This window comes from Saprospiraceae bacterium (assembly GCA_016719615.1).
Lineage (GTDB): Bacteria > Bacteroidota > Bacteroidia > Chitinophagales > Saprospiraceae > Vicinibacter.
Genome location: JADJYQ010000005.1, coordinates 72,945 through 94,640 on the forward strand (window position 1 = coordinate 72,945; position 21,696 = coordinate 94,640).

17 protein-coding genes are annotated in these 21,696 nt (G+C 37.4%); 6 read left to right on the forward strand and 11 right to left on the reverse strand.

All coding sequences use genetic code 11. From position 1 onward, the window contains the following. Nucleotides 1–84: 84 nt before the first annotated feature. The 3 genes from IPM92_10120 (at nt 85) to IPM92_10130 (ending at nt 4,754) form a co-directional block, all read left to right on the forward strand. Nucleotides 85–603 carry a hypothetical protein gene (locus IPM92_10120; protein MBK9108696.1) on the forward strand — a complete coding sequence of 173 codons (519 nt, stop codon included), beginning with the start codon at nt 85–87 and terminating at the stop codon, nt 601–603. Between the two features lie 34 nt (nt 604–637). Beyond that, entirely contained in the window at nt 638–1,777 is a 1,140-nt protein-coding gene (locus tag IPM92_10125; GenBank protein ID MBK9108697.1) for a hypothetical protein, read from the forward strand. A 343-nt stretch (nt 1,778–2,120) separates the two neighbouring features. Further along, nucleotides 2,121–4,754 (forward strand): hypothetical protein, encoded by a 2,634-nt coding sequence (locus IPM92_10130; GenBank protein ID MBK9108698.1) that lies wholly within the window; start codon nt 2,121–2,123, stop codon nt 4,752–4,754. A 50-nt stretch (nt 4,755–4,804) separates the two neighbouring features. On the opposite strand, the gene IPM92_10135 is transcribed toward IPM92_10130, so the two are convergent. Further along, on the reverse strand, nt 4,805–5,281 hold the full coding sequence (locus IPM92_10135) for an isoprenylcysteine carboxylmethyltransferase family protein (protein MBK9108699.1): 477 nt from the start codon (nt 5,279–5,281) through the stop codon (nt 4,805–4,807). Nucleotides 5,282–5,410: 129 nt separating this feature from the next. After that, entirely contained in the window at nt 5,411–6,175 is a 765-nt protein-coding gene (locus tag IPM92_10140) for a response regulator transcription factor (protein MBK9108700.1), read from the reverse strand. A gap of 293 nt (nt 6,176–6,468) precedes the next feature. Here IPM92_10140 and IPM92_10145 point away from each other — a divergent pair, with 293 nt between their 5' ends. Then, complete coding sequence (locus IPM92_10145; GenBank protein ID MBK9108701.1) at nt 6,469–7,929, forward strand: vanadium-dependent haloperoxidase; 1,461 nt, start codon at nt 6,469–6,471, stop codon at nt 7,927–7,929. Between the two features lie 194 nt (nt 7,930–8,123). Here IPM92_10145 and IPM92_10150 read toward each other — a convergent pair whose 3' ends face one another. The 9 genes from IPM92_10150 to IPM92_10190 form a co-directional block, all read right to left on the reverse strand. After that, nucleotides 8,124–9,326 carry a hypothetical protein gene (locus IPM92_10150; protein ID MBK9108702.1) on the reverse strand — a complete coding sequence of 401 codons (1,203 nt, stop codon included), beginning with the start codon at nt 9,324–9,326 and terminating at the stop codon, nt 8,124–8,126. Further along, nucleotides 9,319–9,831, reverse strand: a complete 513-nt coding sequence (locus tag IPM92_10155; GenBank protein ID MBK9108703.1) for an RNA polymerase sigma factor — start codon at nt 9,829–9,831, stop codon at nt 9,319–9,321. The genes IPM92_10150 and IPM92_10155 overlap by 8 nt, the downstream gene beginning before the upstream one ends. A 50-nt stretch (nt 9,832–9,881) precedes the next feature. Continuing rightward, a complete protein-coding gene (locus tag IPM92_10160) occupies nt 9,882–10,604 on the reverse strand; it encodes a hypothetical protein (GenBank protein ID MBK9108704.1) in 723 nt (240 codons plus the stop codon). Between the two features lie 44 nt (nt 10,605–10,648). Further along, complete coding sequence (locus tag IPM92_10165; GenBank protein ID MBK9108705.1) at nt 10,649–11,890, reverse strand: hypothetical protein; 1,242 nt, start codon at nt 11,888–11,890, stop codon at nt 10,649–10,651. Nucleotides 11,891–12,231: 341 nt separating this feature from the next. Beyond that, the gene (gene phoU / locus IPM92_10170; GenBank protein ID MBK9108706.1) at nt 12,232–12,909 is read right to left on the reverse strand and encodes a phosphate signaling complex protein PhoU; all 678 of its coding nucleotides are present in this window, start codon (nt 12,907–12,909) and stop codon (nt 12,232–12,234) included. Between the two features lie 21 nt (nt 12,910–12,930). Beyond that, nucleotides 12,931–13,689: a phosphate ABC transporter ATP-binding protein gene (gene pstB / locus IPM92_10175; GenBank protein MBK9108707.1), complete on the reverse strand. Its 759-nt coding sequence runs from the start codon at nt 13,687–13,689 to the stop codon at nt 12,931–12,933. 4 nt (nt 13,690–13,693) lie between these two features. Then, a complete protein-coding gene (pstA, locus tag IPM92_10180) occupies nt 13,694–14,575 on the reverse strand; it encodes a phosphate ABC transporter permease PstA (protein MBK9108708.1) in 882 nt (293 codons plus the stop codon). Between the two features lie 4 nt (nt 14,576–14,579). Beyond that, entirely contained in the window at nt 14,580–15,770 is a 1,191-nt protein-coding gene (gene pstC, locus IPM92_10185) for a phosphate ABC transporter permease subunit PstC (GenBank protein ID MBK9108709.1), read from the reverse strand. 5 nt (nt 15,771–15,775) lie between these two features. Beyond that, a complete protein-coding gene (locus tag IPM92_10190; GenBank protein MBK9108710.1) occupies nt 15,776–16,630 on the reverse strand; it encodes a phosphate ABC transporter substrate-binding protein in 855 nt (284 codons plus the stop codon). A 1,438-nt stretch (nt 16,631–18,068) separates the two neighbouring features. Here IPM92_10190 and IPM92_10195 point away from each other — a divergent pair. Together IPM92_10195 and IPM92_10200 are read left to right on the forward strand one after the other, a co-directional pair. Further along, nucleotides 18,069–19,442 (forward strand): FAD-dependent oxidoreductase, encoded by a 1,374-nt coding sequence (locus IPM92_10195; protein MBK9108711.1) that lies wholly within the window; start codon nt 18,069–18,071, stop codon nt 19,440–19,442. Between the two features lie 261 nt (nt 19,443–19,703). Beyond that, nucleotides 19,704–21,692 (forward strand): caspase family protein, encoded by a 1,989-nt coding sequence (locus IPM92_10200; GenBank protein ID MBK9108712.1) that lies wholly within the window; start codon nt 19,704–19,706, stop codon nt 21,690–21,692. The last annotated feature ends 4 nt before the right edge of the window (nt 21,693–21,696 follow it).

Sequence of the window (21,696 nt, forward strand, 5' to 3'; positions counted from 1 at the left end):
GGAATGCTTGAGCCCACATCTGTGAGCCTGTCTACTTTCGTCCTGCGATTTGATGATAAAATCATTGACATAATTCAAAATGATATGAAAGCGAAGTCTCAGGCATTTGATTTAAAATCTGTACCACATCTTGAAAAGATTTTGTGGTTTAGCCGTTTTTCCCTATTTGTCGTTTTCTTTTGGTTTGGTTTTTTGAAAATTATTCATATCTCCCCCGCAGAATCATTGATTACCCATTTACATCATCAAACGATCGCCAATTGGGTGAGCATTTCCTTTTTTGTTCCATTCTTGGGATTCGTTGAATGTGTGATCGGTTTGCTTTGGTTGTTTCCTAAGTTTACCCGCCTTGCATTTGCTTTGTTTGGTTTGCAGATGATCACCACTTTTCTTCCTTTGATTTATTTACCCGCAGACACCTGGCAAGACAGTTTTACCCTAACGCTGACCGGACAGTATATTGTCAAAAATCTGGTCTTGATAGCTACAGCGCTGATCCTTTATGTTTTTCACATTGCAGCATACCCTCGCGCTTCGCAACAATCAACCAGGCCATCAACCTGGCAACTTCCACTCATAGATTTCAGGAAGCTTACGATGTAATATTTTTAATCAGTCATAAACACAATTATCAGCCATGAAAAAAAACTACGATTATTTAACTTATTCATTCCCCACAAAGCTGTTTTCAACAATTACAGTAGTGTTGATTTTTATTTGCTTCAGCATACAATTTGTGAATGCACAAGGATGTGTTGCCATCAGAGGTATGGGATGCAGCGCCACTAACTCAGGTTCCAGTGTCAATAAATCCGGTCTGATGTTTACTTCTAATTTGAGGTACTTTCAATCTTACAAACATTTTAGGGGCTCTCACGAAGAAAAGGAGCGCGTTGAAAATGGTACAGAGGTGATCAATGACTCTTATTTTTTGGAGTTGGGTTTGACCTATGGAATCTCAGACAGAATATCTGTTTCTGCAAACCTTCCACTCATTCATTACAATCGATCTTCTTTATATGAGCATTACGGAAATTCTACTACCGCCAATCCCGAGCAAAAACGTTTCGCGACGCAGGCCAGTGGAATTGGTGATTTGAGATTAGCCGTATTGTACATGGTCACTGACCCGCATGCGAACTCAAAATTCAATTTAAGCATAGGAGCAGGTTTAAAATTACCTACAGGAAATGAGAATGTCACAGATGATTTTCATAGAAAAAAATCAGATGGCGGAGATTCTACTTTTGTACGACCTGTTGATCAATCGATTCAATTGGGAGATGGGGGTGTTGGATTTAATTTGGAATTACAATCTAACCTGGTTATTGCAAATAACCTGTCTCTTTACTTCAATTCATTTTATTTATTCAATCCTGAGAATACAAATAAAACATTGACACGTGGAACTTTAGTAGGAGCAGATCCTTTAATTGCTTACCATTCTGTTGCTGACCAATACGCAGTTCGTTTAGGAGCCAATTACATGTTGAATCATCAATTTAATGTTGGCTTGGGTTCGCGACTTGAGGGTATTCCTTCTGAAGATATTATTGGTAAAAGCGAGGGATTCAGAAGACCGGGATACCTCATCGCAGTTGAGCCTTCTGTAGCCTATCAATTTGGACAAAACAATCTGGCATTGACGGTTCCTTATGCCCTCTATCGCAATAGGACTAAAAGTGTCTACGACAAAGCAGATCCAACTGGAGCCCGCCACGGGGATGCTGCTTTCGCAGATTATAGTTTAAATCTGAGTTATTCGCATAAGTTTTAATTCAAAACTGGGAAATTCATTTTTGCCAATTAAAACCCTTGGTTGTTTGTTTTGCATAATCCTCCCGACAGCTTCATCATCTTTTTATTGAATATGATCTTCATGTCGGGACGGCATCATCATCATCTTTTTATTGAATAAGATCTTCATGTCGGGACTCCATAATCTATGCTCTATAATCCATAATTCAATAGTACGATTAATATTAATTCAAGTTTTGTTAATTTCTGTTACGAAGCCGGAGGATGCTCCGGCTTCTTCTTTTTAGGATGATGTCTTGCTTCCCTAAAATAGAATACATTTTTCGGACTTATATTTGCAAAATAAGGAAGCTTAATCATAAATGCCTAGAATATCAATTACCGTTAAGAATGCTTTAGTGTATTTCGTGCTTCTCGTATTGACGAGTGCTACGCTTGGATTTGCTATTTATAAGCTGAGTTCTAAAAAGGTCATGGAGAACACTCTGGTTACACTGATCCATAATAATGAATCTGCAGTACTCAAGTTTAATTCCTTTCTCGATGATGTAAGAAAAGATGTTTGGTATTTATCTAAAAATCCTTTTTTAAAAGATTTTTTTGGAAATGAAGCTAACATCAAATTAAAAGAAAAATTGGCGTATGAGTTTTTAGCCTTATTGAGTGCTAAAAATCAATATGCTCAAATTCGGTTCATTGGACTTGCAAACAAAGGAAAGGAATTGATTCGGGTTGAACAATTTAATGACAAATCCTTTGTTGTTGCAGATAGTTTACTGCAGACAAAAGGCGATCGGGATTATTTCAGAGAAACCATACAATTGCCGGAAGATTCCATTTATTTTTCGCAGATCAACCTCAATCAAGAATATGGTAAAATTTTATTACCGGTGGTGCCCACTCTGCGCGTGGCTACACCCATGTTTCACAATGGACGTATTTGGGGCATTGTAATTATTAATGTCGATTTGACTTATTTATTTCGGGAATTAGAAAAGGTGACCGGTCAATTCAATCAACTTAAACTGATCAATCCTGATGGATATTATCTGATTCATCCGGATACATCCATGGTATTCCAATTTGAATTTGACCAGCTCCCTAACATCGCGATTTCTGATGTGCGACAAAATTGGTCTTCAACACCTTTGCTTGCCAGTCAATATCAAGCTTATATCGATAAGAATGCAGGCGAGTCTATCATTGAATTTAATTACCCGAGAAAAAATTACCCTTTGTATTTTACCCTAAGTTCTGTTCAGGAAAACTTACTCGGAGTTTTTAATAAATGGAAGTTGAATATCATTTATATCACTTTATTATTTATCCTGGCTTCCATTTTTATTGCAATTTATTGGACGCGAAGACAAGCTAAGCAATTCAGTGAGATCACAAAAAGTATAACGGCATTTGGTAACAACCCCAATATCGTCAATTTAAATATTGACCGCAATGATGAAATTGGAGATTTAGCCAAATCCTTTCAAGAGATGTCTTCGCGAATCCACCATTATGTAAATGAACTCATGTTGGCCAAAAATCAAGCCGATGAAGCGAATAAAGCCAAACAGGAGTTTATTGAGAACATGAGTCATGAAATGCGTAATCCGCTGCAATCCATTTTGGGTATGGTCAACATGCTGGAGCAAAACCAACCCAGAGATGATCAGGATGCATTCATTCGCAACCTTAAGTTTAGTGCGGATCATTTACTAACACTTGTTAATGATGTTTTGGATTATCGGAAATTATTAAATGATCAAATTAATTTGAATCCAAAGGATATACAAATACAAGATTATCTGGATAAAATAATGAAAGGCCACTTATTTGAAGCTAGCCAAAAGAAAATTAAGCTAAACCTTGATATTGAAAATCGATTAAATAAAGAGTATTTTGTAGCTGATCCAGTTCGATTGAGTCAGATTCTTAATAATTTATTGAGCAACGCCATTAGGTACTCCCCGGCTAACCATGAAGTAAGGCTTAGGGTTCAAAGTTTAAACCAAAATCAACTTTGGTTTGAAATATCGGATCAAGGGCCAGGTATGAGTGATGAAAACATTTACAACGTTTTACAACTAAAACCAGTCACAGGAAAATCCAGACAGATTCAGAATGTGGGTCTTGGTTTGCCGATTGCCATCAGGATGCTTGGTTTGATGAAAACAAAATTGGAAATTACCCGAAATGTTCCAACGGGGCTTTGTTTTGGATTCCATTTGCCTACACAGTTTAAAAAAGCTACAGCGCAAGATAAGGTCATCAGTCAATCAACAGGACAACTTAAACAACTCATCTATTCCTGCGCATGTATTGATGATGATCCTCAAAATATATTTTACTATCAGCATATATTCGAGAAGATCGGTGTAACTGTAGATTTATATACATCTCCGGAATCATTCCTTCAGACAGGAAAAAAATATTATTTGATTCTGAGTGATGTGAATTTTACAGAAAGTCATTTTTCAGTTTTTATTGATCAGGTGAAATTGCAATTGGAGAAAGATGGTATCCTGGTCATCATATCAGCTATAGACGACACCAATAGTGTTGCGAAAGTATTTGAAGGAAAAATTGATTGTTTTTTGCAAAAGCCAGTCACACCGGATCAATTGTTAAGTACAGTTGAGCGCGCAATTTATCATAGGTACTTCGAAATGCCTGCTCTGGATCAACTTTCAGAACAGTATGATGGGGATTCAACAAAGTCTGAACAAGCATTGGAACTCTTACTTAGGGAGTGGAAGGATCTTTCATCTAAAATGGATCAGGCGATCAAAGACAGAAACAATGAGGAGTATGAACGCATTGTCCATCGGTTGGCAAATAGTATGCGTTTGTTGAATTTATTTAGCCTTGAAAAGGCAATGAACGATCTCAAAACACAGCTCACCCTAAAAACTGATTCGATAGAAAATGACCAGTCAAAAGTCATTTTCGGATTTCAGTATTGCATAGAATTATTTCAGGAGAAAGTGAATAGCAGATAGGTCAATAATCCAAATATGCATTTTTTAATTTTGGTATCAGATTGTTCATTTTAAAGCCATCTGCGTACTTTCTTTTTGTATTCTGCATATGTACTTCCAAATTCTTTTTGTAATCGGGGTTCTTCATGTAAAACAATGAACCCATTAAAAATGATAAATATGATGAGGCTGTATATGCCGAGTTCATTGGATTTGAAGAGGAAAATCTCAGCGATCAACATGGTTATAACTCCAAGGTACATCGGATTGCGTGAATATTGGTAGAGCCCTGAAGTTACCAACTCTTGCGTAGGGTCAAATGGTGATAGTGTTCCCTTACCAAACTTAATAAAAAGGTATATGCAATACATGAGTATCAGGAATCCTGAAATAAACAGAAGTATGAGCAATAATACCGGCACATCCAATGCAATAGACGGTAAAGGAATATTATAGAATTGAATGATTAAAAAAGGGAAAAGCCCTACAACAATGCCAGGTTGTAAAACGGTAAACAGCAAATTGCGGATATATAGATTTCCTTTCATGGATATTTGCAATTGCTTTAAATGGGCCTTTTACTTTTCGTAGTATCGCAACTTTTCAGTAGGATTAAAAATTATAGCTGCCATTCTAGTTCGCGATGAAAGAATGAAGAGATTTATTTGGTTAACAGATCATAGTTCTTTCACCCATTTAAGTAAATCAGTTTTATACTTTTCGCCAACCGGAATTTCTTTGCCATGAATGGTAATTTCATCCTGATTGATCATCTGAATTTTTTTGGCATTCACAATATAGGATCGATGAACTCTGATGAAGGTATTAGGTAATTTGGTTTCAAGGTCTTTCATGGTAATAAGACTCATGGTTTGGCCTGTTTCCGTTAGAAAATTGGAGTAGTTGCCTTCAGATTTTATGTAAAGTAATTTGTCAAATTCAATTTTAACCCATTTGGTGCCGTCTTTCACAAATATGGAATCTTCTAGGGATGCTGATTTCACTCCTTCGTTACTGGAAAGGAGCACTCTTTGAATGGCTTTTTGAAAACGATCGTAACTAAGCGGTTTTACCAGAAAATCAACGACGAGGTCGTATTCGTAACTTTTGGCAGCAAAATCTGCTTCACTGGTTACCATGACCACTGGTATTTTGTCCGGCATCCGTTCGAGAAATTCCTGTCCTTTCATGTCCGGCAAATGGTAATCCAGAAAAACTACATCTATCCCACTGGAACTCAACAGATTCAAACCATTTGAAGCAGTGGTTGCCACCAGGCAGAATTGAATTTGGTCAGTTTTAGAACAAAAGTGTTTTATTAAATCCCCTATTAATGGATCATCATCAACAACTAAACATTTGAGCGTCATACTGCGGCCAAAATTAGCACATCCTTCATGGAACAAAATATTTTTAAATAAAATAATGGCGGTTTTGTCCATTTTATATAGGTGTTTGCATATTCAGTTCTTGACAGCTGTGTAGGTATTCTACATTTGAGCTATCATGAGATTTCATCAAACGTTGATGTATCTGAATCTATCGGTTTTGGTTTAACGATCTTCGGAATTTTCTCTAGTGATTTCAAATAGTTTTGGAACCCGTTCTCAGTCATCTAAATTTATATCAAGGTTTTGCAGGGGTTTGGATGACTGAGTTTTTTTTTGGAGACATCCGGTGTTAAAATTTCAAGACTTTAAACAAAACAACAACAGAAATAAAATTAATAAAACTTATGAATATTCGCACATTACTATTGGCAGTAATATTTACTGTTATGAATCTGGTATCTTTTGGACAAGCTGCCAAGCAAAAGAATTTCAAGCCTAGTTTGGCCAATAAATGGTTGGACATAGCATTAGAAATCACAGCAAATGACGTAGACAGATATGGCGCCAAGCCAACAATTCAGGCAAGGCAATTAGGTATCGCCATGACTGCTATGTATGATGCATGGGCTTGTTATGATGCGAAGGCCGTTAACAGCCTGTTTGCTGGAAAATTGCGAAGGCCTGCAGCAGAAAGAACAACAAAGAATAAAGAGAAAGCTATCAGTTATGCAATGCTTCATGTACTAATCGACCAATATCCACTTGATAAAAAGCAAATCCTGGACGAGTTTCAAAAAATGGGTTATGATCCTAAGAATTATTCATTGGATAGAACTAAACCCGAGGGTATTGGAAATCTAGTGGCCAAAGAACTTTTAAAATTTCGCCACAACGACGGATCCAATCAATTGGGAAATGAACTGGGATCTGACGGAAAACCCTATTCTGATTATACTTATTATAAACCCATCAATACCTATAAAAAAGTTATTGATCCGGATCGCTGGCATCCACTGCCTTTCGTAAAAAATAATGGGGACACCTTTTTAGTCAATTTTCTTACACCGCATTGGTATCGGGTAAAACCTTTCGGGCTCCTATCTTCTTCGCAATTTAGGGCTCCTGAATATCCTAAAGTGGGAAGTGAACAACTTAAAAAAGAAGTAGATGAATGTATTGATTTTAATGCAAATCTGGATCACACCCGAAAATCTACTATAGAATTTATGCGCGATGGGCCAAGGTCTACAGGCCAAGCTGGACATTGGTTGCGTTTTTCCCAAATGGTTTCGCAACGCGATCAAAATGATTTGGATCGCGATGTTAAACTTTATTTTGTAGTAGGAACTACTGCTATGGATGCATTTATTGCTTGCTGGGAAACCAAAAGATTTTATGACAGTGCAAGGCCTTGGACGCTTGTTAGGCATTACTATAAAGGGCAGCAGATCAAAGGCTGGGGTGGCCCGGATAAAGGAACGCAAGACATTACAGCAGATCGCTGGCATCCTTATTCTCCCGCAGATTTTGTATCTCCTCCATTTCCGGCTTATGTATCCGGACACAGTACCGTAAGTGCTGCTTGTGCAAAAATATTGGAACTATTTACGGGTAGTGATCATTTTGGTGTAACTGAAAATAGAATTTGCGGAATCATTACTGAAACTCCTGGGGATCCTGTTTCTTTGCCTTTACCCACTTTTACCGCAACAGCCGAGATGGCAGGAATTTCAAGGGTTTTGGGTGGTTATCACATACAGGCAGATAACATCGAAGGTCTAAACATGGGCCGGAAAATAGCGCATTATCTTTGGAGTGATGTCTATCAGAAGTATTTTGATGGAACTTATAAAAGCAAAGGATAACAGACTCATGATGATTGGAAATTGGAGTATAGATTTTGGATGATAGCGTAAAGACTAAAGACACTTAAATCAACTAGAACCTAACGAATATTAGTTATTATATCCATTGTAGTTTTGCTCCATAATTCCTTCCCCATCATCCTCCCGTCATCATCATCAACTTTTTTATTGAATAATTTCTTCATGTCGGGACTCTATAAGCTATAATTCACACCAAGCGTCCATTGGTTTTTGATTTGAGGAGATGTTTTGAAATTGCCCGAACTTTCAAGAAAAAATGTTTTTGAATAAAGAGTCCATTTTTTATGAAAGACATATTCAATTCCAGCGTGAAGCTGAAATATATGTTTTTGAATTTTCAGTTTTTCAAAAGTACTGCCTGGCAATGCAGTAAGCGGATCGAGATATACTCCTTCGTATTGAAATAGACCATATGCATAACCAATGCCGCCAGAGAATCGAAGAGCGTCGTGAGCATGGTAATGAAGCGAGGAATTTATATTCCATTCCTGCATTCCGGTCCGGGAGTATGCTATGAAACCTTGATGGTCCAAATTGAATGATTCCAGATCTTTGTTTATTTTATGTAAAGTATTGAAATCGTTTGATTCAATTTCTTTTCTGATGTACCTGGTGAATGATACATCTGTAGATAAACTCAAAATGCTTGAGATTTTTTTAGAAAAATTTATACCCAGACCTCCTCCAAAGGATTGATCTGAAGCCAGGTAAGTTAAATGAGAGCCTGCCGCGATATTCCAATTTTTGGATGCTTGTTTTTTGATGAGGGAATTGTAACTTGAGTATATAGGTTTTGAATTAGATTTTGATGAATTGGTTACCGGACAAATTGGAACAGGTAGATTTTCAATGGCGTGTGAGAATTCAATTATTGCGTTCTTGGCATATCCCGGTTCATTTTCAAAATTTTGATCCCCGATTATTACTCCTGGCGCATTCGGCTTTAAATCAGCATAAGGAGCGCTTTGATCCAGCGCAGTGTTTTTCTCAGGTAAAATAGTTTGTTGATTTTTCTTTCCCGAATATTTTTGTTTATTGATGAACTGAGAGGTGACTTCTTTTAATTCCAATTTGCCTGGTGCATATAGCTTACTTGATTTTTCATTAAGGGCTTGTTCATTATTTGCTAGAACAGGCAAGCTTTTCTTGATACTGATCTGTTCTGATTCCTTTGTTTCCATTTTGAATAAATTAGGATACAAATGGTTCAATGCAAATGCACCTGAGAATATAAATCCGGCGAAGAGAAGCCAAAGAAGAAAATTTTTTTTGCGCTTGGATTTTTCAGGAATGGGCATCTGTTGATCGAGTTTTGTTTGCAAATGCAACCAGCCTTCTTCCATTAATTTGTCCAGGTTTTTATCTAAATTATTCATTTTCTTTCCAATAGATTTTTTGTAAAATTTTTCTTGCATTGGCAACATGCCATCTAGAAGTACTTTCTGTTATATTAAATTTTCGGGCAATTTCTTCATGTGCGTAACCATCCAGCGCAAAATGAACAAATACATCTCGGGTTGTTTCGGGCAATTTTTTGAGCATCCGCTCCATATCAATATTAAGAAAGACCTGATCTGATGGTAGTTGTTTTGGAACTGAAACATCCCCCAAATTTTCCAAAATCTCCCAGTCCGGCATGTTTTTTCGAATATGATCTAAACTTGTGTTTTTAAGTATTGTAAAAGCCCAGGATTTAAATTTTTCAATAGATTCCAATTGATGTATGGATTTGAAAATTTTAAGCCAGGCATCATTGATTACGCTCATGGTTTCATCATCATTTTTTATCCTCCATGAACAATAGTCGTAGCATTCTTTAAAAAAGTATTTATAAAGCAATTCCTGGCAGGTTCTGTTGTTTTGTTTACAGCCTGCAATCAATTCCTCAATATTTGAATGATCTTTCGTTTTTAACACATTGCTACTTCATGCTAAATTCCTAACGATATGCTTATATAAAAGTTTGTCAATTTATGTTTATAGGTTTCGGCATAGGATTCATTGAATTTATACCTTACTGCAAACTGATGAAATTGAAGGCCAAACAAGAAACGGATGCGTTCACCTCTTGCAAAATTGTAAGACACTCCCGTTTCGGCATGTCCATACCATCCATTGTCCGCACTTGATTGAGGCTGATCCCAAAAATAAAAATTTTCAGGGGCTTTAATCAGGTTTGTCCCGATCGCCAAACTAAAAACCGGTTTTATTTTAAAACGACCGGGAGTCCAGAATGTATGAAAGTAGATGGGATAAACACGGGTATCCGGAAATAAATTCAGGTCGGAATGGCCCAGGCTCAAACCTACTTCGATAGCTGAGCTCAGCTTCAGGCCCATGTTGAGGTAATTCCCGAAGGAAGCAGATCGATCTTTACTGAAAGTCAAACGGTGGCCCAAATGAATATACCAAAAACGTTTTTTGGCTGCCTCTGGAAGTGAGTCGTTTTCGTGAGAAATGGATTCAAATTGCTCAACCGTACAATTTATAGGCTTGATTTTATTTAGATGACTCTGAAGCATAAGTCCTTTTTGGAAGTTCTGGTAAGTCTGTTTCGCAATTAAGTATTCCGTTCCAAGTCCTGAAACCAAAAAAAGGAAAAGGATGTATAATTTGAGGCATCCCATTTTATCTCGAACATCAGATCTGCGCATGGATTGTGGTTAATTTTGTGGCAAACGGAACCATAATCAAAATATTAAATCTTGCTTAATAATTTGGGTTGAGAAGGATTTTCCAAATTGTATTGGTACAGTCCATCCTTGCCAATGATGATAACCAATTCAGGAGACAACATGATCACATCATATGCTGCATGTGATTTAAATAAGCCATATTCATGTATTTGGGCATCAGGCAATAACTGCATGGTTTTAAAACCGTATTCACCTTCGCAGAGGACCATAAGATCTTGATCTACGGATAAGCCATGTGGGTTTTTCATATCATGTTTGCGGAGTAAGGATGGTTTCAAGAGGTCCCGAACATCTATGATTTCAAGTTGATTAGTAAAGCCGTTACATTCTGTACCACTTCGCAATGTTACATAGGCCAGATTCTGATCGACGTACACTGGATCGCAGGCATTGGCATGTACAAATTTAGAAAGATATAAAGGCGATGCAGGCTGTTCAATGCTGAAAATGTACATTCCCGAGCGCGCGCCGATAAATAAATATTCGTCATGCGGAAAAATAGTTTCTATATCCCAAGCAACTTTTTGCGATGATTTTAATTCAGGTTTAAATGGGTTTATTATGGAGTAAGTATTCAGTTCGTTATGATTAACGATATACAGGAAGTCGCCCTGGATTGTGAATCTTGCAAAAGACCCCCCGATACCTGAACTTCGGGCGGGTGTATTGGCATTTGGTCCGGTTTTTTTGGATCCTACGGCTGTTAAAACAAAATCACCTTCATAAAATATATCCGGATAGGCTCCACAGGCTTGGGTTCTTTTTACGATTTGGGATTTATATTTTACAAGATATTTCCCATCTGAATTTTTACCATACAGGTTAAAGAGTGCAGCTTTAAAATCAACGAGTTTGGGATTTAAGCAATCATGAATGTCAATCGATAAAAGATTGGCAAAATTATCTGCGTACAAGATGTTATTTGAAACCGCCATGTCTATGTTTCCGGAAATGGCGATGAATCCTTTATTAACAGGCGCCTGGGGATTGGAATTATCAATGACATGGATGCCTTCATTAAATTCATTGATGAGCAGATAGTCGTTGTAAACGTAGATCTTTCCGGGGTTCTTGTTTTCTTTAGGAAGAGCTAATTTTATTTCATTTCTCATTTCATCCAAGGACATGTAAACTGGAGACCACTCTACATATTCAACTTCGTGGGTACATTCATCCTTAAGGCAGGATTGGAAACTGAGTCCAATGATGAGTAGGTAAGCAAATCTTAAAATTGTTGTTTTCATACGTGCTTTTTGTATAAGACGTATTTAGGGCTTAAAACGTTGGGTAGATGGGAGATTATTTTAGGCTAAAGGGAAAAAGGTAGAAGGCTAAAGGAATATTAGCTTATCATTTTTTTTTGAAAGATTCATAAGAGCAATGAGCGAATAGTATATTGCTTTTTTTACAGTTTAAATTTAAATACCGATAAATACGTATGTTAGTTAGATTCGGTATTACCAGCTCCAAACTTTATATTTGTCTTAAGCAGAATTTAAGAATTTTCTGAATGGCTTAAGCGCAAACAAATGAAGTCTGACCTTAAGCCTTATCTCTTTTGTCTTAAGCCTTTTTTCTATCTTCTTCACTCCTCCTTATCCTTTTCTTTTCTTTTGTGTTTAATCACTTTTGCTTCGATGTGGAAAATGATTTCTTCGGCAATATTTTTGGCTTGGTCGCCGATGCGTTCTATCTTTCTGACGATAGACAAGATGTGTAAAGTTTCGCGTCTGAGATTTGGAAATTTGTCCAAACATTCAATGGCTCTGTAACTGGCTACATCATTAATTTTGTCGAGCATGCGATCTCGTTTGTACACGGTACGGGCTTTCAGGGTATTTTCTAAAATATATGCCTCCCGTAAATTTTTGACCATTTCAAGAGCTAATGCAAGCATTTTGTCTGCTTCCATATGTTTGATAATCTCAAGATTGAATTCTGTGTCCTGATCTGAAATAAATTCGGAAACGCCACAAGCAATATCACCAATGCGTTCCAGATTGGTATTTATTTTTAAAGTAGTCAGAACAAATCTTAGATCAGATGCAACGGGCTGCAGGAGTGCGATAAAATCTTCGCAAATGCGGTCGATACTTAATTCATAAGCATTAATGCGTCGTTCAGCCGCCTGGATAGCTAAGGCCATGTCGCGATCACCTGTATCAAGTGCCTGTTGTGTTTTTTCAAGCTGATTAATCACTGCATCCCACATGGTGATGAGCTTATCTTTTAATTCCTGGATTTCATTTTCAACATGTAACATATCATAAATCATTTAAGAGGATTACCCAAATCGGCCGGTAATGTAGTTTTCAGTTTGCTGTTTTTCTGGGTTTCTGAAAATTTTCTTAGTCTCATCAAATTCAATTAATTCACCCAATAAAAAAAAGCCTGTAAAATCACTAACCCTACTTGCTTGTTGCATATTGTGGGTCACGATAATAATCGTAAAATTATTTTTCAGTTCGTAAATCAATTCTTCAATTTTTCCCGTTGATATTGGGTCTAAAGCAGATGCAGGTTCGTCCATCAATAACACAGAAGGTTCAATGGCCATAGCGCGGGCGATGCAAAGTCTTTGCTGCTGTCCACCTGATAATTCGAAAGCTGATTTTTTCAATTTGTCTTTGACTTCTTCCCATAGTGCTGCTTGTTTCAATGCTTTTTCAACTTGCGTTTCAATAAACTTTTTATCTGAAATTCCATTGACGCGTAAACCATAAGCAACATTTTCAAAAATACTTTTTGGAAATGGGTTTGGTTTTTGGAATACCATCCCAACATTTCTTCTCAATTTGTCTATATCAGAAATGGGAATATTGTAAATATCTTTTCCATCGATTAATATTTCTCCACCAATTTTAACATTATCAATGAGGTCGTTCATTCTGTTAAATAGTCGCAAGTAAGTTGACTTGCCACAGCCTGATGGGCCGATAAGCGCGGTGACCGTTTTTTCCGGTATGTTGATACTGACTCCCTTCAATGCATGAAAGTCGCCATAATGAAGATGTACATTTTTGGTTTCAATTTTATGGGACATACACTTATTTCATTTTTACTTTTTTGCTAAAATAATTCCGTAGATAATTTGCAATAAGATTCACAATCAAAACGATGAGGATGAGGATGACGGCAGTGCCATAGGCTATTGGACGGGAAGTTTGTATATCTGTTCCGCTGGTAGAAATAACATAGAGGTGATAAGGTAAAGCCATAGCCTGGTCCATAATTGATTGAGGCATTTTTGGCAAAAAATAAGCCGCTACCGTAAATAATATGGGTGCTGTTTCGCCCGAAACTCTTCCAATACTCAATATCAATCCTGTAATAATATTAGGAAAAGCGATTGGTAAAACGACTTTCCGCACCGTATACAACTTACTCGCACCTAAAGCAAAACTCGCATGTCTGAATGTATCTTCCACAGATTTTAGACTTTCTTCGGTAGTTCTGATAATGAGCGGTAAAGCTAACAAGGCAAGTGTAAGTGATCCTGCAATAATTGATGCGCCAAAGCCTAATTGATTCACAAATAAAGCCATTCCAAATAAACCAAATACAATCGAAGGTATTCCTGCGAGATTATTGGTCATCATTTTTATAAATTGTTTGAGAGGCCCGTCTTTTGCATATTCATTTACATAAATTCCCGACAGGACTCCTATAGGAAAAGCAATCAGCATACTTAATAAAACCAAATATACGGTGCCCACAATAGCTGGTAAAATGCCTCCTTCCGTCATTCCATTTTTTGGCATGGACGTCAGAAATTCCCAACTGAGTACTCCTATCCCACGTTTAAAAATAAAAAATAAAATGAGGAACAAGATGCCGATGATCGCAAATGCGATACCTCGTGCAATCCAAAATGCAAATGCTTGTTGAATTCGTTTGGTTCGGTCTACTTGCTCAGGAAATTTCAACATAACATTAGTTAAGCTTGCTTTTTTTCGAAATGCGTTCCACCATTAAATTAGTAATGAGTGTAATGAGAAATAACATACATCCCAAGGCAAAAAGTGATTTAAAATGGAGTCCGCCAAAAGGCGCTTCACCCAATTCAGCAGCAATCGTAGCAGGAATAGTTCTTACTGGTTGAGTTAGGGAAGTAGGTAATAAAGCAGCATTTCCAGTGACCATGAGCACTGCCATGGTTTCACCAACTGCTCGGCCAATACCTAAAATGGCTGCAGCTGTTATACCACTGGAAGCATAAGGTATGATAACTTTGAAAATCGTTTGCCAATGAGATGCCCCTAATGCAAGGCTAGCTTCCTTTATGGCTAAGGGACAAGTTCTGATGGCGTCTTCTGATACGGTAATGATCGTCGGCAATGCCATGATCGCCAATAATATACTTCCGGCTAATGCAGTTTCGCCAACAGGTAAGTTGAAAAAACTTTGTATGAAGGGAACAATGATGACCAATCCGAAAAAGCCATAGACTACAGAAGGAATACCCGATAATAATTCGATGATGGGTTTTAAGATTTTGCGCACGCGTTCATCAGCAATTTCAGCTAAATAAACAGCAGCTGCAAGTCCTAAAGGCAAAGCAATGAGGATGGCTAATAAACTCACGAGCAAAGTGCCCATCAATAAGGGCAGTGTACCCATGATGGCAGCAGGTTTGGCCGTAGGAAACCATTCCTTGCCGGATAAAAATTTCCATAAACTTATTTTTTGAATAGAAATTTGCTTGATACCTGGTGTCAGGCTCAAATGTTTTTCAGAAAAATAAGCAATAGTACCCGGTACTGTATCCATATAATGGTTTACACATACACTGAGGTATTCAAAATTTTTACCTAATTGTGTTTCCGTAAAAAGTTCGTCAATTTCGTCTGCTGAAATCAGTGTAATTTTCTGATCAAATGCACCGAGTTCTTTCCAGTTTGTAATTTTCTTGTCAAAAATATTTTTGATCTGAGTTTCCGTTAAGTCGTTTACAGAATTGTCTTTATGGATAAATAGCGCATGATGATCTTCGAGTGGCGAGGAATTGATAAACAACACGCCTTCTCTGAACAAGAAAAATACAATTAATAAAACAATGACTGCGGATATAAACCCGCAGCCCTTGATTATAAATTCAATTATTTTTTCGACGAAATGCTTCAAATTCTTTAGTTCTTAGTTAGTGGTATATAACCTACCTCTTCAACGAGTTTTTGTCCGGCTTCTGATAGTGTAAAATCTATGTAAGCTTTTACTTTTTCAGATTTTTTGACATCGTAAATATAATATAGCGGTCTCGATATCGGGTAAGATTTATTTTTTGCTGTTTCCATAGACGGAGCAACAAATGTGGCACCCTGATCATATGAAACTTCGATTGACTTGACTTCAGGAGTCATATATGCGAGCCCAATATAACCGATAGCTCCGGGTGTCTGGCCAATTGACTGAACGATGGCTCCGGTAGCAGGCATATTCAATACGGTGCTGGCATAATTCTTTTTATCCATTACGTGTTCTTTAAAAAATTCATAAGTACCAGAACTGTTTTCTCTGGAATAAACCACTATGGAAAGGTCTTCTCCACCTACTTCTTTCCAATTCGTAATACTTCCTGTAAAAATACCTTCCAATTGTTCGCGGGTCAGCTTGGTTACAGCATTTTTAGGATTAATTACAACTGCCAAAGCATCTACTGCCAGGGTTATAACTTCAATGTTCATTTGTTTTTCCTGGAATTTCAATTTCTCATCAGATTTCAGGTCCCTTGAAGACATAGCGATATCCGTGTTGCCATCCATCAAAGCTGTGACCCCGGTTCCACTTCCCCCTCCAACTACAGCGATTGAAACGTCCTTGTTGGTAGCCATAAATGCTTCAGAAGTTTTTTGCCCTAGCGGTAAAACCGTATCACTTCCTTTTAAAGTAATAGAATTTGCATTGGTATTTGAGTTGTTTTGATTGCCACCACCGCATGCAAACAGAAGTGAAACAACCATAAGAAAAGATAAAAGAGATTTCATAATATTCATTTTTTTAAATTTAAATTGTGTGCGAACGGTAAATACATTATCTTTTAAATCAGACTGAAAGCCGTTGAGATTTTCAGATTTTTCATTTGTAATCATGTCATAATAAAACATGACATACATATTTTTATAATAATAGTTTAATCCTAGACCTAAAGTGGTATATTTAATATCAGTTGATCCGGTTTTTGAACCGGCGCTTCCAATATCGTTTGTTTCGACATCTGCATTCGGATCGTACCAGTCAAATTTCATAACAAACATCCAATTTGATTGGCCAATTTTTTGCAAAAGATGAGCACCAATGGCATTGAAATTCCTTACATAGCTGTCCGCTGTTGGAAGTGTGCTGCTTTTAGGACTGTCTGAAGTATTTGAATACCCGGGTTGCTTGCCCTGAACCCATTCTACGCGTAAAGTTGTGTTCCCAAGAATATTTGAAAAATGATATTGTACATCTGCTCCCAGATATTCTCGTTTCACTTTACTGCCTTTTGTAAAACTGCTGGTATCGAGCAACGAAAATGCAGGCTGGGCCGCATCTGTATTCATTTCATATCTATAGGGATTTCCTTGAATAACGCCACCACTGTAAAAGGAGATACCGCCTGATAAATGAGATGATTTCATTTTTTGTTGGATAGATACTCTGGCTACAACATCTTTGAAGCCATCAAAATCTGCAGTGGTAGCTGTGCCGTTATATACGCCAAATTCCAGTTGGATGGGTTTTAAAGCTGAATAAGTCAACTTACATCCAAGGTCAGCTTCTGCGGGTAGTAATGTAGTTGAAAATCGAACTCGTTCAGGACCTTCGTGATTCGCAGTTGAATATGATTGTTCAAAACCGAAGGGTCGCGGAAATAATCCGGCAGTATATTTTAAATGTAATTTTGAAAAGCTATAGGAACCATAAATATCGTGAAGGCTAATCCCTCTTTCGGTATTTTCAGTGACGAGAACCCACTCAAAAGGTTTGCCCTCATAGGCCACTTTTAATCGGGCTCGTCGCATGCTGAACCGATTATCGACATTCGCAGCGAAATCACCTCCAGGGTATTTGATACCCTTTTCTTCGGCTATTTGATATTGTGCCTGAAGGTAACCGCTCACTTTGATGTTTTTTAAAATTTTGATGTCATTCCCAAGAACTTTTAAAGTAGAATCAATTGCGATTTGATCCTGTGCATTAGAAGCCAGGGACACTAAAGAACATAGAAATACCAGATGAAGGACTTTCATTTCAAACTTTTTTACGTTAAATAACACTTTTTACAAGGCAAAGGTAGAAGCTGTCTGGTGCCGTAATATGAAGTCAATATTAAGAAATGATTAATTCGGCAGTTCCAAATTCATTTTTGTAAAGGCTCCTATGGTCAAAGAACTCATTACATTTTATGAAAACCATTAACTTAGCCCAAAATAAAACAGGGTGAAAAGAAGAACTTTTATGTTGCAATCAGGAATCTTAGCCGGACTAGGCTTAGCTGCACCAAATTGGCTTTCTGCTCAAGGAAAACCTAAAAAGAAAATTAAATCGGTTGTTGTCTTAGGAGCCGGTTTTGCAGGTCTTGCTGCGGCGTATTTTCTTAAAAATAAGGGAATAAAAGTCACCATCCTGGAAGCTAAAAACAGGATCGGAGGCCGTGTCTTTTCGCATCAACCCGAACAGGCTCAGCAATTGGTCATTGAATTGGGGGCTGAATGGGTAGGCGAATCGCATGAAAGGGTTATCGATTTATGTAAGACCTTTGGCTTAGAATTACAGAACAATAAATTTGAAAGTCATTTGACTTTGAGCGGACAATACCAGGCTGCCGGAAAATGGGGCTTCAGTCCAGAATTTGATCAGTTTTGGAACCAAAAAACTGAACTCTGGAATTCACTCAGTCCACAGCAAAAGAAAAAACTGGATAAAATGGATTGGTGGCGGTATTTATCAAACAAAAAATTCGAAGAGCGCGATCTGTTTTTAAGAGAATTGCTGGACAGCACTGATTTTGGAGAGAGCATCAGGCACACCTCTGCATATGCTGCTTTTGCTGAATATGCAGAAAGCAGCGAAAAGAATGAAATGGATTTAAAAATCAAAGGCGGTAATAGCAGACTCTCTGATGAAATTGGCAAAGCTGTCGGTCTTGAAAATATACTTTTGCAACACCGCGTTGTTCAGATCAATCAGGAAAAACTAACGGGTGTTCGTATCGTTTGTGAAAATGGAGCTTCATTTACAACAGATGCAGTGATATGTGCATTGCCGACCGCCGCAGTTCAAAATATAAAATGGACACCAGCTTTGCCGGCAATACAGACGGATGCGATGAATGCCTTACAGTATGCGCGTATCGGCAAATTTCCAATGGTGTTTTCCGAAAGATTTTGGGAAGCTGAAGATTTTGATATGGTCACGGATACACCAGCCCATTATTTTTATCATGCCACCAAAAATCAAGTCCAAAAGGAAGGTGTATTAATTTGTTATGCCATTGGCGAAAAATCGGAAGTTTTGAATTCAGTAAGTCAGGAACAAAGAGAAGCGATCATACTCGATGCTTTGAAACCTGCATTTGGAGATGTCCGCAAATATTTGAAGCAAAATATTAAATATTTCTGGGGCACCGATCCTTTTTCTAAAGGAGCTTATGCTTTTTATGGTAAAAACCAATGGTTCGGAATTATGCCCGTTTTAAAGCAGCCTTTTATGAAAGTCCATTTCGCAGGTGAGCACTTGGCAGACTGGCAGGGATTTATGGAAGGCGCCATTGTCACAGGTGAAGAAGCCGCTGAATCTATTTTGCATGCTTAGATGATTCATGATGCCATAATATTACAAAAAGGGAACGGTTTAATCTTTGGTTTATTCGGGAATTAATATTTCCTTGTTATTTATAATTTCAGCGATGATTAAAAGAGATCCCTATCTTTATGTTACCTCAAAACACCCCCAAATAATAATTGCTGTCTAATTCTGATAACGTTCTGGAATTTTAGTAACTAATATTCAGAAGGGCAAATTCACCTTTTAAGATATATTTGAACAATGAACAAGTTTCTACAAATAGTATGTTTGACAATAATCGGATTGTTTTTATACCATCAGGCCTGCGGACAAGTCGATCGCAAAAAGGCTTTATTGATTGGTGTGGGGAAATATCCGGAAGCCGGTGGGTGGAATTCCTTGAGCTCTATGAATGATATTCAATTGGTTACCAAAACTTTACGTGATCAGGGATTCAAAGATGAGAATATCATCATCTTGTCTGACGAAAAAGCAGTCAAACTGAACATCCTCAAATCGATTGAACAGGATTTGTACAATAAAGTTAAGCCGGGAGATATCATTTACTTTCAGTTTTCAGGACATGGACAGCAAGCTGCAGATCAAAATGGGGATGAGATCGATGCCCTTGATGAATGTATAGTTCCTTTCGACTCTCCTAAAAAATTTCAAGCGGGAGTCAACGAAGGCGAAAAATTGATTCGCGATGAGGAATTAGGTCAGGCCATGTCTAAATTAAGAGAAAAAATTGGTCCAACCGGTCACGTATTGGTAGTTTTAGATGCTTGTCATTCAGGAACGGGAACTAGAGGCTCAGCCCAGGCCAGAGGAACTACAGATGTTATGGCCAGCAAGGATTATCTGAAAAACAACAGTCAAAAAATATTTAAAAAAGAAAATAATGAATTGACTTCCAAAGCCAGAGGTAGCGAAGAGGTAAAAACACTGGCTCCTATGGTTTCTTTTTTTGGTTCAGCACAAAATCAATTAAATTATGAAATGACAGATGAGGCCGGTCAAAGTTTCGGTTCCTTATCATATGCTTTGACCCAATCCATTTTTAAAGTGAAAGAAGGTAGTTCTTATAGGGCCTTGTTTGACAAAATCCGGAACGAAATGAGCAGGATCGCTCCTTTGCAACAACCACAGGTTGAAGGCGAATTGGATATGGATGTGTTTAATGGAAAACTGCTTGGTAAAGCAAGTTATTTCAGAGTTTTAAAGGTGCTGTCCGAAACTGAACTCAACATCAATGGTGGCACTTTGCATGGTTTAAATAAAGGATCTATTATAGGATTGTTTCCAGCGGATACCAGAGATTTTCAAAATACTACTCCGATTGCAACCGGAACCATTACAAAAGCATTTGCTACGCAGTCATCAATCACTCTTGACAGTGCTATTTCAAAGAATACGGCAGAACTTGCCTGGGTTTATATACTTGAATATGGTTTTGGAGAACTGAGCATTCCAATAGGATTAAAAATTCAACAATCAGAATTAGAGATGGATATTAAAAAATGGTTATTTGAAAAACCATATTTGAAATTCGATCAGCAAAGTCCAAAAATTTGGATTGAATTTGAAAGGGGCGAATTATTAAGATTAAGCACATTTGACGGATACCCTATAGATAGTTTTATACTTCAAAAGGATGTTGCCATTTCACCCTTAGTGCGAAACAAAATTTTCAAAAAACTTAGATCGTATTTACAAGGTCAGTTTATGAAAAAAATGGAAATGGAGGCTGCAGAAATCAAAGTGACTTTTAAAATTGTGCCCGTTGACAGTATTGAGGAAGGGATGACCGTAGAAGATGTCCGTTTTTTGAATTATGGAAGTGACGGGGTTAAAAAATTAGCAGAAGGATCACAAATCAGGATTCTCGTGCAAAACGAAGGAATCAAACCTGCATTTTTTAACATCATAGATTTACAACCGGATAATGTGATAAACTCACTTATTCCTGGCCTTAATGACAATATTGCTCCTGAAGAATTGAGAATTTTACCCGGGCAAAAACTATTGATGTCTCAGACTTTTGTGATTGGTGCTCCATATGGTCCTGAAATGTTTAAACTCATCGCTTCATCAAAACCGATAGATTTAAGGGCTACATTAGGTACCAGAGGATTCAAAGAAATGAGTCCATTTGAGAAATTGTTTAAAGAGACCAAAGAAGAAGAAATTTATCAAACCCGCGGAGGCAAAGCATTGAGCTTACCTTCAGGAGATATCAACATTTATTCAGACACATTTATCATTACAGAAAATTAATATT

Coding starts and splice junctions, on each gene's coding strand:
- IPM92_10190 (MBK9108710.1), bottom strand. CDS start 16,630: ATGAAATCTCTTTTATCTTTTCTTATGGTTGTTTCACTTCTGTTTGCA.
- IPM92_10160 (MBK9108704.1), bottom strand. CDS start 10,604: ATGCGCAGATCTGATGTTCGAGATAAAATGGGATGCCTCAAATTATAC.
- IPM92_10120 (MBK9108696.1), top strand. CDS start 85: ATGAAAGCGAAGTCTCAGGCATTTGATTTAAAATCTGTACCACATCTT.
- IPM92_10130 (MBK9108698.1), top strand. CDS start 2,121: ATGCCTAGAATATCAATTACCGTTAAGAATGCTTTAGTGTATTTCGTG.
- IPM92_10125 (MBK9108697.1), top strand. CDS start 638: ATGAAAAAAAACTACGATTATTTAACTTATTCATTCCCCACAAAGCTG.
- pstB (MBK9108707.1), bottom strand. CDS start 13,689: ATGTCCCATAAAATTGAAACCAAAAATGTACATCTTCATTATGGCGAC.
- IPM92_10165 (MBK9108705.1), bottom strand. CDS start 11,890: ATGAAAACAACAATTTTAAGATTTGCTTACCTACTCATCATTGGACTC.
- IPM92_10135 (MBK9108699.1), bottom strand. CDS start 5,281: ATGAAAGGAAATCTATATATCCGCAATTTGCTGTTTACCGTTTTACAA.
- phoU (MBK9108706.1), bottom strand. CDS start 12,909: ATGTTACATGTTGAAAATGAAATCCAGGAATTAAAAGATAAGCTCATC.
- pstA (MBK9108708.1), bottom strand. CDS start 14,575: ATGTTGAAATTTCCTGAGCAAGTAGACCGAACCAAACGAATTCAACAA.
- IPM92_10145 (MBK9108701.1), top strand. CDS start 6,469: ATGAATATTCGCACATTACTATTGGCAGTAATATTTACTGTTATGAAT.
- IPM92_10140 (MBK9108700.1), bottom strand. CDS start 6,175: ATGGACAAAACCGCCATTATTTTATTTAAAAATATTTTGTTCCATGAA.
- IPM92_10150 (MBK9108702.1), bottom strand. CDS start 9,326: ATGAATAATTTAGATAAAAACCTGGACAAATTAATGGAAGAAGGCTGG.